Genomic DNA, 12,736 nt, shown 5'->3' on the forward strand with positions numbered 1-12,736 from the left:
CGGCCGGATGGCCGCCACGGTCGCGGGGATCGGCGGGTTGCCACGCGAAGCGCGGACAAGCGATGCGTTCAGCATAGAACGTCCGGCCCGCGCGTGCATGATCGCGATCAAGGGTCGCACGGGCTCCTGCCCGCGCCGCTTACGACTTCGTCGGCACCGATGCCGCCGGACGGTTCGCATAGAACAGCGCATACGCGATGCCGAGCAGCACGATCCACACCGGCCCGATCACGAGCGCGACGCGCGTGTCGGGCGTGAACGCCATCAGCACGACGACCAGCACGAGAAAACCCAGTGCGACGAACGAACCGAGCGGATAGAACGGCACGCGGATCGGCAGGCGCGCGATCTTGTCGGCCGACAGCGTGCGGCGAAAGCGCATCTGTGCGATCAGGATCACGCACCACGTCCAGATCGCGCCGAACGTCGACACCGACGTGAGCCACGTGAACACGTGCTGCGGCGCGAGATAGTTGAGCAGCACGCCGATCAGCAGCAGCGCGACCGAAACGATCACGCCGTACACCGGCACGCCGTTGCGGTTGACCTTGCCGAGCTTGCCCGGTGCCTGGCCTTGCTGCGCGAGGTTGTAGAGCATCCGCGCGGTGCTGAACAGGCCGCTGTTGCACGACGACAGCGCCGCGGTCAGCACGACGAAGTTGATGATGCCGGCGGCAGCCGGGATGCCGAGCCGCGAGAACGTCATCACGAACGGGCTGCCCTGCGTGCCGATCTGGTCCCACGGATAGAGCGACATGATCACGAACAGCGCGCCGATGTAGAAAATCAGCACGCGCCAGAACACCGAGTTCACGGCCTTCGTCAGCGACTTCTCCGGGTTGCGCGCCTCGCCTGCCGTGAGACCGAGCATCTCGACGCCCAGATACGCGAACATCACGATCGGCAGCGCGGCGATCACGCCGTTGATGCCGTTCGGCATGAAACCGCCGTGCGCCCACAGGTTCGACAGGCCGATCGCGACACCGCCGTTGCCGATGCCGAACGCGATCATCAACCCGCCGCCGATGATCATCAGCACGATCGTGACGATCTTGATCAGCGCGAACCAGAACTCGAATTCACCGTACAGCTTGACCGCGATGAAGTTCACCGAGCCCATCGCCATGAGCGCCGCGAGCGCCCAGATCCAGTTCGGCACGGAGGGGAACCACATGTGCATGTAGACGCCGACTGCGGTGATTTCCGCCATGCAGGTGACGATCCACACGAACCAGTAGGTCCAGCCGGTCAGGTAGCCGGCCAGCGGCCCGAGGTAGTCGCGCGCGTAGCGGCTGAACGCGCCGGCGACGGGATTGGCGATCGCCATCTCGCCGAGTGCGCGCATGATCAGGAAAATCGCGATGCCGCCCAGCAGGTAGGTCAGCAGGATGGCCGGGCCGGCGACGCGGATCGCGGTGGCCGAGCCGAGGAACAGGCCGACGCCGATCGTCGCGCCGAGCGCCATCAGGTTGATGTGCCGCTCTTCCAGCCCGCGGTGCAACTGGTCTTCTGGTTGTTTCAAGTCCGTCTCCTGGCAGCCGTGAACGGGCCGCCGTCATTGTCGATATCAATGCGCGACCGTTCATGCCGAACCCGGCATGCCGAAAACGAAATAATCTCCGTCGTCGTTTTCCGAATAAGAAACGACACGAATACTGCGTCAATCCGATGGGAATCGCCGCGGATTATCCGTATCTTCCGGAACAATCCGGAAAACGGATCGGGCCTTTCACGGAATACGCCCGTGCGGCCCGTGTGACGCGGCTGAGCGCGTAACGAACGGCACCGGGATCAATCGCTTTCGGCGCGAACGAATACGCGTCGAATGTGCGCGATCATGCGCACGCAATATGCAGGCGGGATTATATGGAGGATCAGTGGTTTCACGCCAGTCGATTTTCGTGGAAATCGTGGCGGGTTCCGGCTCGCGTGATCGCGACGGCCCATGTCCGTCTGGATCAGTTCGTGGCAAACGCAGGCTCTTAAGGAACCGTTGCGGACTTCACTCATATGACGTTGCCAGACCACCGCACACCGCGTCCTTCCGCAGGAGATACTGATCTAGTCCGGGAAAGCCAATCCGCTGCCGAACGGAGAATCCGTGTCGCAAATAGAGCGGAAGATTTCGTACCTCGCCAGTCTCAAGGAATACATTCTTGTCTGGCTCGATATCTTGGAGATATGCCAGCGTGGCCCGTAGGAGCGATGCGCCAATTCCGTGACCCTGCATCAGTGGAGAAACGGCGATGAATTCAATCCGACTGCAGTCGTGACATGAGAGTTTTGACTCTACGACCCTCCGGAGCAAGTCAATTCTGTGCAAGGATCGCTTGCCACAACCAGATGCGATCTGATGCCCTAGTTCTGCAAGGCTGGATGTATTTTCCGTAGTTGAACCCGGCGTAAAATAGCTGACGGCAACCAGTGCATCCCGCACCCATACACCGAGAACGGGAAGCGAAGCGTCGTGATGATATTGCAAGTAGCTTCTGAGGTAATTCGTCCGACGGGCATCGAATCCCGGGGTTTGAGCAGACAGACACCATGCAAGCGTTGGATCACGCGAGAACGCTGCGTCAATCAACGCGATTGATGACTCAAGAAACTGACGGGATAGCGGCACTACTTTCGATTCGGTGGGATACATGATCGAGTCGGTGAACGTTTCTTGCATCGGGAATACAACGACACGCGAGTTGACATTAGCACGGAGTTGAACGTCACAACATCGACCGTCAACCGCGTTCGATCTACCTCACACGTCCACCGACATGACGTGCTGCGACGGAATGAGTAACGGCGGCGCCGGACACTTGCAAACGCACAGATCATCACTCAGCGCTACGCGGCGACCATCTGGCCCGGTCATCGGAATTCGCGGGCCGATGCATTTGATCTTGCCGATCGTCTTGCATACCGGGCAGAACACATCGTCATCCTCATGCGCGATGTGCCTGCCGTCGAGCGCGAACGGCGTAGCCTTAGCTTGTACCGTTCCGGCCACCGTCGTATGATCGCCGTCGAAAATCATGTATCTCGTCATGATCGTTAGCCGTGTTGTATTTCTCGTCAGGTATCGTACCCAACTGGCTCTGTTCGATGACAGGCGGTGCTCATGCCTTTCTCGAACTGGCACCGACCTCCTGCTTACCGCGAGTACGAGCCAATAACCGACCTCCGGACCGAAACTCTACTCACGTCAATACCTCTTCAAAGCCTCTTCGAGTCTTTGACGGTATTTCGCAGGCACTCCATCATTACCAGCCAATAGCTCTTCAAGTATCAAGCGTGCGTCAATTTTCTCGGTATTTACGTGCCCTTCCACCCACCCATCAAACTTCCCATGAGCAGTAAATTTCCGAAAATAGCTAGCTTTAATCCCGAAAGCAACATTTGCAAGGAGCATTGGAATCCCCCAAGCTAACGTCAGCAAAGACGTTTGAGGCGTAATCGCATGCTTGAAAATGTTCCCCCGGTCAACACACGAGTCTAGGTTTCCAAGCGCCTCGATGAGCCAGTGTCGCTGCGGCCTTACACTCGCAACCATAATGCGATCAACAAGAAAATCCTGAAATCGCAAGTCTCTTTTTATAATTTCCGGGCAAATTCTCTCGCTTGCCCGATGAATTGCTCGAACGCTGGACAAGTTCTGTCCCGCAGCCTCGATAAAGCCATTGTCCTGAAGCTCGACGCACACCGTATTCAAGACAAACGAATCGCAAACACCTGAAATATTTTTCCTGACGATCGCTTCAATCTCACCAGTCATTCTTCCCCCGACGTCGAATATTCAACGCTACCCGTTCTGTTTCTCACTCGGCGACCAGTGCCAGTTTGTCGTACCCCAAGAACTGCCTTCGATCACCGGCATGGTTTCGCCCGCTTCGAAATAGCGACGGCTTCCGGCCTTGGCTGGTGTATGCCACCACCCCGCTTCCGGGCATGTACTGCCGCCCCGCACACTTTGGCGGGCCGGTTCGCGACTCACGGGCGGCGGAACGATAGTCGGCGGCTCAGGGATCGGCGGGGCATCGGGCAAGTCAAAACGGGCTACCCACTTCCGCGCGTTCTTCACATCCGCACTCGGCAGATCGGGAATATAGGTATGCAGCGCATCAGGCTTGGGATCGCGGAGTGTCCGCAGGACGCTATTCACGAACACGTACGGCTCAGGCAAACCCTCTTCAGGAGCGCCAAGGCGCGGGAAGTCACCCGCACGGATCATCAAGCAAGCATTCGCGCGCTCGACGTGAATATCAGGGCGATCCAGTTTTTCTCGAATCACCGCTTCGCCGCCCAAGCGCTCGATGAACAATTCGCCCAGGATCGTGTACCAACTCACTCCTTTGATGAAACCCCATCGAGCAACCTTAGCACCAGGACGCAGGTAGTCATACTGAGCCGTCATTTCTTCGAGAGAATCGCCCTCATACGAGTTTGCCTCGTAATCTGATTTCTGCAGGTGAGCAGTGCTATCAATATCCAATCCACTGAAACGTTCCGCAAGCGCCCATTCCTGCGGCATGTACCGATTATAATTAAATGCAAGTATCGGCGCTAATCCACCGTAACCAGCACGCACAACGAGTTTCCCGCAGATATATCTCAAAAAATCCTCGTACTGCGCAATTCCTTCACTGGTCGCCATCAAGTTCATTGGTACATTGAACTTCAGATACGACAATCCAGATTCCCTCCCTTTTGCCACGCGCAGCAACCCGTTGGGATGAACATAGTCCTGTGCCAGTGCCGACCCCGTGAGCGTCTTGATGCTATATTCAGCCGCAGTGTCTTGATCCATCGCACTAGACAAAACAACACTCACTTTCAAATGCGGCGGCGAATCGATGATCGCACGGCGAATTTTCTCAATACCCTTGTCGTTCCGCTTCGTAAACTTACCGAGGTCAGTGTCCTTGCCTCCCTTCAGATGCTCACCGAACATTTCGGTGAAGCGGTCGAAGCAGTCGAGGATCGCCTGTCGCACCTCAGGCTGCGAACCACGCTCGAAGAACACCGTACCGATGACACCCGGCAACACACCCATCGAGTTGTCGGCAAGGCGCACGCTCAAATCTTCTTGATAGCGGGAAAGCGCCTGCAACGGCGTCAAGACAGGTTTCGGATCACTCAAAGTCATAATCGGGTCGTCTATTGATCAGTCGGGCATAAATTCAGTCAGTTCGCAGCCAGCGCTGCCACTGCACTCCCACCGCCAAGCACTACGCCAAGCGCCGCAGCAAGGCCCGCGGCAGCTTCCGCGCCAGCCGCGATAATCGCACACAGAGCAGCAAATATCGCAATCAACTCAGGCAACAACAGGATCACGATCGCAACGCCGACCACAATGGCTACCGCTATCGCGGCCCCCTTCAGCATCGTCACGCCGACCTGCGCCCAATCGATATGCGTGAGCACATCCCACGTCATATCGGTCATTTGCACAATTGCCTCCCATCCGGCCTTGAGTTGCGCAGCCGTGTAGCGGAATATTTCGTGCCCTTTCTCGTCAACCCATACCCAAGCGCTATGCGCCTTGTCAGCGACCCACTGACCCGCCGTAAACATCCACGCCGCATGCTGACGCAGGAACGCACTGGTTTCAGCAGACACGTATGAATATCCACGATGAACGGCATCCCAGACAGGGGCGACCGCATGTTCGACCTCTTCGCCGAACTCGTGCGCCTTTTGCCACCAGTCCTCATACCAGACATGGTGCGGGACAGCGGTAACACTGCGGATGGGTACAGTCTGCCGCTCTTTCTCATCATTGGTTTTCGGTGCGGGAACGGGCACGGGCTGGGGGATCTTTTGTAGTTCACCGTTGCAATCGGTCACGTCGATCACGGTCATGCGATTCTTGTATTCACCAGCGATCAGCTTATAGGCTTCTTGCTGAGCCTCACCCAAAGAGTCACCCGGAAACTTTACTTCGACAAGCCGCAACAAATTCGGAACATGGCGGCCGCCCTCGCGATCAATCGTCCCACGCCCCGGCCAAAGAATCGCTTCCTTATCAACAATGATTACATCAGGACGTCGTAGCAGACCGACAGTTGCCCCCGGTGGAAATGGATTCAAACTGCGGCGACGTTCCGCCCCGTAGGGGTTCTCGTTACTTAGGAACGGAATAGGAATACCACCGATCATTGCATCTGCCGGTGTCATATCGAAGCTGACTTCGGCCTTGTACTTGAATATCCACTTCCATTTGAACTCTTCCTCGATGATCATCGGCACACTCATCGCGGACTGCATGAGCAACCGGTGAACGATCGATCCATCGCGCAACTTGACGGGAACATATTTCGCCGTTTTCAGTGCTTTCTCGACCTTTTCCTGCAAATATCCCTTGGTTCCCGGCGGCAAATATGCGTACTCAGGTACGCGCTCTTTGATCGTCTCGCACGCGCCTGCCGGTTGAAGTGATCCGCCCATTTTGTTCTCCAAGTATCGTCGGCGCTCACGTGCGCTCGTCAGGGTCAACCTTCAGGTAATCGGCCCAAATGTCAGGTTCCCCACCACCCGCATACTTCCACGGCTCCACGCCCTGCTTTTCCTGCTTGAACGCCTTGAGGCTCACGCTCTGTGCATTCGGCGTAAAGACCGGTACTGTCTCGCCAAGATCGTTCGTATGGCCGAGCACGGTCCGCCCTGATGGCAGCTTCAGTTCGTACGCGTGTCGAATCATCGGCGTGTCATCTGCTTCGTTCTTCAAGACGTATTGCGCCTGATACGACGGTTTGAAGTGCGGCATCGTGTACGACTCGCTAACCGGCCCCGCGAAACTGAACGACGCGCCCTTGAAGTCAACGTTACCCGGTGCATGTATTGAGACGTTGCCGCCCTTGACGCGGATCGTCGCACCGCCGCAGTACAAGACAATCTCTTGATCCGCTGCGATTTCCATCCGTCCGGCCACCGACAGCAATTTCACAAGCTGCTGCGCGATCATTTCCAGATCACCAGCCTGCGCCTGTATCTCGACCTTGCCGTTACCCGCAACGGCTTTGATGCCTTGATTACGTGCGAACAGGCTCAGATGATTTACCGTAGCCGCGTGCATCGATCCGCCCGCCGCGAAATATGAATCTTGTCCGCTGATCCAGTTCGCCTTTTGGTCGGCACTCGCGTGAAGCGATTGATGTGTGGACAGGCCGATACCGGCCGGACTGCCGAGCAGCAGCAGCGGCGCAGCGAACGCGTTGGCGTTACCCGTGCCACCGCCCGCCGTACGTCCGCCGGTAGATTCGCCGGATGCAGACTGCTTCGTTGCATCGGTGAACGCCGTCAGCGCCTCAACGCCGGGTTTCAGGCTCTCGGCCTGATGCTGTTCGCTCGCATCCGAGATGCTGCCGAGCAGGTCTTTTGAGCGCGTAAGCTGCTCGCGTGCTTCGTCAACATCAAGCTGATCGCTGTCGCGCGAAACAGGGTGCGCACTGATCGACACGCCACGGCCACCACGTACCGATGCGTAATGGTCGGCGTGCAACAGCAATCCCGAACCGAGATATCGCCCGCGCGTGTTTCCGCTCTGCTGAATCAAGTATCCCTGCGCGATCGATGCGTAGCTGCTGCCCGTGTAGCTGACGAGCCGTGTACCGCCTTGGTTCGTGGCGTCGTCGTGGACGAACGAATTGAACGCGCCCGTACCGCCGAACCCCTGCGACTGGAATCCCGACAGCAGGACATTCGAATGCCATTGCGAAGGCGTCGTGCCGCCGTTGACGCGCCCCAAAATGAACGGCTTGTCGCAATCGTTTGCCCAGTAGGCTATTAAAACCCATTCACCTGCCCGTGGCACGTGCACCGAGCCGTAGCCGTTGCCCGTGTCGGCCTGCATGGTCGATAGCAGCGGCGACGATGCGAAGGTGCCGTCCGGGTTCTTGCGGTCCCATGCGAAATGCACACGTACCTGGTTCCGCTCGTTCGTCCACGCTTCCGATCCTTGCTGCGTCACGACGATCGCATGCTCGATGGTCATGTTCGGCTTGGAATGCGCGAGCGGGCTGCGATATTCGACACTCGCCTCTTGTGCCTCAACCTCGATGACGAAAAACCCGGCCGTCCCGTCCTGCGGGTGCTCTGGTGTCTTGAAGCGCGTCCCCTGTGCTGCCTGCTGCCCGGCCAGCGTTGCGCGCAGACTGCGCGGATATTCCGTCGCCTGTCGACCAATCGACACGTTGTTTTCGATGAACCAACGCGCCTCAATGACGAGGAATTCCCGCTTCTTGGGATCGCTATCGGGGTGACGCGGATGATTGTCCAACGTGAATCGCGATCCGGCATCGAGCCATCGCAGACCGCCGACTCCGAAATAGCGACGCGCACGCGAATCCCACTCTTCAACACGACGACGGGCACGGCCTTCGCCGCTGTCTGAATCCGGATAGCCGTACGCCGTCGGCTGATAAATCGTCATCGGTGCAGCAGGGATGCTGCGCGATTCCGACTGCCGCCCGCCGTCCATTACATATGTCGTGGATTGCAGGGCACTTTCCGTCTGGAAATGGGATGTCGGGCGCTTATAGTCGAACGCACACGACATATAACTCAGGCTCTGCAGGGTCTGCATGACCGCCCACTGAGTGAACCCGTCCGCCTCGTGATCACCGTTCCCGCGATAATATTCGGCCGGTTTTGCTTCCGGCATCGACGATACTCGGTCCACGATAACAAGCGTTGTTTTCGGCGGCTCGCCTTCCTTCGTCGGTTCGTGGACCCAACGAAGATACATGCCCTCATCTTCGAGAAGGCGGTACACGAAATGAAGATCGGATTCGCTCTGACGGCACCATGAGCGCACCGCAGGTTCGCGCGTCAGGTCGAACCGGAACCGCCCCTGCAACTGCGAATAGCGGTTGAACACGTCGGAAATGATTTCGCGCGCGTCCTTTTCGAGCCAGCCTTCATCGTTGCGGGTCTTGCTCAGGAAAATCAGCGCGGATGAAAATTCAAGCTGGTACGTTGATACGCTACCGTCACCGCCCAAATATCCAACCTGATGCACGAAACCGTGCACGGGTCGATAGACCGAATCTGCATACAGTGCCGTACGCTGTTGAATCCACAGGATGACGGGCTGATGCATCAGCGACAGCAGCGCCGTATCGTCACGCAGCGACGCAACGTCGATTGTCCAATGGTAGTCACCGCCAATCCCGGACGATCCGCGTGCCCGCAGCGGGGTCAACGCGTTCTTGCCGAGTGGTGTATCCAGCATCAACAGCCGGTCGTGCTGCAACAACCCGCGATGAACGGCCTCGTACAGGTCGCGATTCTTCAGATCCCTGGGCGCGGGTCGTCTAAGCGCCATTTTTTGTCGTCCTTCTCTCAGGTTCGCTACCGTCAGTGGAACAACGCAAAGACAGTCAGCCGGCGGCGACGTCAGGTCGTTCGGGCACGATTGTAGTTAAAGACTGAGGAATATTTGCCGACTCGACACGCACTTACGCAGGGCCGCCGGAAGCGGCGCGCGCATGCATGCGTCACTCGACCTTGTCGGGAGGCATCGCCAATTGTTACCAAGCGTGCCAAAGGAGGTAGGGACTCCGTCCCTAAGGGATGGCATAACAATGGAGCCGGATCGATTTCCAGCGCTATCGCGATTCGTTCGACATGGTCGACCGATACGTTTCTTTTAACCTGATGGATAGAGGTCCGATCCAGCCCGGCGGCGAAACCAAACTCTTCTTGAGATAGCGCCCTTGCAACCCGCTGAACGCGAATGTCGTATGCCAATACATCTCGCAACCAGACGAGTTTGGCTTTCGGATTGGGACCTCTGAGCGCAGCAGGTCAGCTTACCGCCCACCCGAAATTGGGCACGCTTTCTTCGTCAAGCCCCTCTGGGCGTCACTTCGACAGCGTCGCGCGCACCGTATATTCGCCTTCGAGCGCACCGTGTTCCGGCCGCACGAAATAACGCGACGCGTCGAGATCGGCCGGCATCGGCTCGACCGGGTAGCCGTGCTTTTCCCACGCATCGAGGCCGCCCTTCAGCGCCCGGATGTTGTGGATCATCTTCTTGCGCTGCATCTTCGCGATCAGGCGCTTCGCGGTGGCTTCGTTCGGACACACGCAATAGACGACGATCGGCCGTTTCAGCAATTCGGGGTCGAGCAGGTCCGGCGAATCGAGATCGACCGGCACCGCGCCGGCGATCCGGTACGGTTCGCGCTCGCGGATCGCCTTCGGCCGTGCGTCGAAAATCAGCGGCGGCTCGTCCGACGTCATCATCTCGACGAGCTGCGGCGGCGAGATGCGCACCTGCGCGAGATAACGGCGGAACTGCACGCGACGCACCCAGCGGTACAGCAGGAACGTGATGAAGATCGCGAGGAACGCGTCGAGGATCGTGCCGCCGCTCGCGCGCACCCACAGCACGAACTGGACGATCTGGTCGTGAATGGCCGCCCCGCCGACCAGCCAGAACGCGGCCCACAGCGACGCGCCGGCCAGGTCCCAGAACAGGAACACGCCGACACCGATCGCGGTCGTGCCGAGCAGCGGCGCCGACACGAGGCCGAGGCCCGGCAGGAACTTGGACAGCACGAGCAGCGGCGCACCGTATCTTTCGAATACGTTACGCGCGAAACGCAGCGTGGTGTCGAGCGACAGCGAGAAGCGCACGAGGCCGTTCAGCAGGCGCCGGCCGCGCGTGCGGCCCATGAAGAACCACAGCGAATCGGCCAGCATCGTCGCGCCGATCGCCGCCGCGAACATGCTGACCCAGGATGCCTGCCCCATTGCCGCCATCGTGCCGCCGAGAATCAGCATCGGCACGGCCGGCACCGGCACGCCGAGCTGCGTGATCAACACGCTCGCAAACACGGCCCACGGGCCGAGCGACGATGGAATAGCGATGGGAAAGTGCCACACGGCGGCGCTCCTGGAAGACATGCGGCCGCGCGACGAGGGCCGTCGGACCGGCTGGGCAGCGGCCGCCGCGGCACGTCCGCAGCCAACCAGTGCATGACGGGCATTCTAAACGGGTTTGGCCGCGATCGCGCGGAACCCGCGCCTTCGGCGCGGGCTTCGGGAGGTTGCCGGCACCGCCGTCGCGCTCACGCGTCCGGGCGCTGCGCAAGCTGCGCGACGTATTCCGCGTAGTCGGGAAACGCGGCGGCCAGCGCGGCTGCGTCGGCCAGTTCGAATTCCGCGAACTCGAAACCCGGCGCCACCGTGCAGCCGACGAGCGCGACGTGCTCCGGCGCCGCGCAGCGCGCGCCGAACCAGCTCCCGGCCCGCACGACCGCCTGGAACACGGTGCCCGGATGCGTGAGCGGGTTGCCCAGCCGGTGGATCGTCAAGCCGTCGCGCTCGTCGAGCACCCATACCTCGATCGGATCGCCCGCATAGAAATGCCAGACTTCGTCGGAACGGATCCGATGCCACGACGAGTAAGCGCCGTCGCACAACAGGTAGTAGATCGCCGTCGACGCGGCGCGCGGCGCGCCGTCGGCAGGTCGCACGACCGAATCGGTCGCACGGTAGGTTTCGCGGAAATAGCCGCCCTCGGGGTGCGGCTGCAGGTCGAACTGGCGAATCAGGTCGGTAGCGGAAATCGGCATGGCGGATGACGTCGGTTAGGTAAGGAACCGGACACCCGGCGCACCGGATCGCTTCGCCCGTCGCGAACGCGACCGCATGCCGCCGGATGCCGCTGGGTCGAACACCGCGGCCATGCGCGCGGCGAACAAGCGGACACCGGCCGATGCTGCCAGAACTGCGTATCGGGATGCAACCATGCCCACGCGACTGCGCCCATCGAGCCCATCGGGTGTACCGCCCTCGCCCGGCCGGTGGCCGGCGCGGCAGAAACGGCAGCCGCGCTCACACGCCGAGCGTCGGCCGGCGCGTCGTGCATTTCCGTTTCGTCAGGCCGTCATCCGGCGAATCCGCGCGACCGCCGCCGCCCATGCGTCAGCGCCGCGCCCGCGGACGTCACGCAGCCGACGGCGCGCCGGGCTCGCTGTGCCGCACCAGCAACACGGGCCGGTCGGCCGCGCGCAGCAGCGATTCGGCAACGCTGCCGAGCAGCAGCCTGCGCAGGCCGTGCCGCCCGCTCGTGCCCATCACGATCAGGTCGGCATCGGTTTCGGCCGCCGTGCGCATCAGCACGGTGGCGACATCCTCGCCGTAGGCGTCGAGCGCGCGCACGGTGCCCGGCACATGCTCCTGGGCGAGCACCGCTTTCGCAGCGTCGAGCACCGGCGTCGCGGCATCGGTCGCGGCCGCATCGCCATCGCGCTCGGCCGCGAAACCCGCGTCGACGTCGACGAGCTGCGGCCGGTGCTCGACGACATACGCGCAGGTGACTTCGCCGCCTGACGCCGCCGCGATCCGGATCGCCTCGTTCAGCGCGAGACGCGCGCTCGGGCTGCCGTCAAGCCCGACGAAAATCCGCTTGTACATGGTCCGTCCCTCCGACCGGGCACGCCTCGCGCGTTGCGCGACAGTGGCCCGTTATCGCCACCCGGCCCGGTGCCGGGTGGCCTGCCGAACAGTCTGCCCCACGTGCCGACGCGCCCGTTGATGCGCGTCAAGTGCGGCCGGCGCGCCCGCTGCTTCACGCCGGTTGCCGCAAATTCTAGTGACCCCATTACAAAAAACGTGTAAATCGCGCACAATTTCATCTTGAAAATAGACGTTGCGTGCACCCGGTGCGAGTTTTGCCCGGTTTTGCTGCGCTGCCCTCGTGCCACGGGGCGGCCCCCGACAACAGAATGGC

10 protein-coding genes are annotated in these 12,736 nt (G+C 60.3%); all 10 read right to left on the reverse strand.

Annotation, left to right across the window (positions count from 1 at the left end; all coding sequences use genetic code 11):
- Positions 1 to 139: 139 nt before the first annotated feature.
- A complete protein-coding gene (locus VK92_RS00875; RefSeq protein WP_048023020.1) occupies positions 140 to 1,522 on the reverse strand; it encodes an amino acid permease in 1,383 nt (460 codons plus the stop codon).
- 480 nt (positions 1,523 to 2,002) lie between these two features.
- Positions 2,003 to 2,647 (reverse strand): GNAT family N-acetyltransferase, encoded by a 645-nt coding sequence (locus VK92_RS39300; RefSeq protein ID WP_165589157.1) that lies wholly within the window; start codon positions 2,645 to 2,647, stop codon positions 2,003 to 2,005.
- A gap of 108 nt (positions 2,648 to 2,755) precedes the next feature.
- A complete protein-coding gene (locus VK92_RS00880) occupies positions 2,756 to 3,043 on the reverse strand; it encodes a PAAR domain-containing protein (RefSeq protein ID WP_048023022.1) in 288 nt (95 codons plus the stop codon).
- A gap of 156 nt (positions 3,044 to 3,199) precedes the next feature.
- Positions 3,200 to 3,769: a hypothetical protein gene (locus tag VK92_RS41420; RefSeq protein WP_131723356.1), complete on the reverse strand. Its 570-nt coding sequence runs from the start codon at positions 3,767 to 3,769 to the stop codon at positions 3,200 to 3,202.
- A 27-nt stretch (positions 3,770 to 3,796) separates the two neighbouring features.
- Positions 3,797 to 5,140, reverse strand: a complete 1,344-nt coding sequence (locus tag VK92_RS00885) for a type VI immunity family protein (RefSeq protein WP_048029095.1) — start codon at positions 5,138 to 5,140, stop codon at positions 3,797 to 3,799.
- Between the two features lie 38 nt (positions 5,141 to 5,178).
- Complete coding sequence (locus tag VK92_RS00890; protein WP_048023027.1) at positions 5,179 to 6,441, reverse strand: VRR-NUC domain-containing protein; 1,263 nt, start codon at positions 6,439 to 6,441, stop codon at positions 5,179 to 5,181.
- Positions 6,442 to 6,466: 25 nt separating this feature from the next.
- Positions 6,467 to 9,319, reverse strand: a complete 2,853-nt coding sequence (locus tag VK92_RS00895; RefSeq protein WP_048023029.1) for a type VI secretion system Vgr family protein — start codon at positions 9,317 to 9,319, stop codon at positions 6,467 to 6,469.
- Between the two features lie 539 nt (positions 9,320 to 9,858).
- Positions 9,859 to 10,884: a DedA family protein/thiosulfate sulfurtransferase GlpE gene (locus tag VK92_RS00900; protein WP_021159151.1), complete on the reverse strand. Its 1,026-nt coding sequence runs from the start codon at positions 10,882 to 10,884 to the stop codon at positions 9,859 to 9,861.
- A 185-nt stretch (positions 10,885 to 11,069) separates the two neighbouring features.
- Positions 11,070 to 11,576, reverse strand: a complete 507-nt coding sequence (locus tag VK92_RS00905) for a cupin domain-containing protein (protein WP_048023031.1) — start codon at positions 11,574 to 11,576, stop codon at positions 11,070 to 11,072.
- 373 nt (positions 11,577 to 11,949) lie between these two features.
- Positions 11,950 to 12,420 (reverse strand): universal stress protein, encoded by a 471-nt coding sequence (locus VK92_RS00910; RefSeq protein ID WP_021159153.1) that lies wholly within the window; start codon positions 12,418 to 12,420, stop codon positions 11,950 to 11,952.
- Between the last annotated feature and the right edge of the window lie 316 nt (positions 12,421 to 12,736).

The sequence above is a fragment of the Burkholderia sp. LK4 genome (genome assembly GCF_001043615.1).
In the GTDB taxonomy this organism is placed as follows: Bacteria; Pseudomonadota; Gammaproteobacteria; order Burkholderiales; family Burkholderiaceae; genus Burkholderia; species Burkholderia cepacia.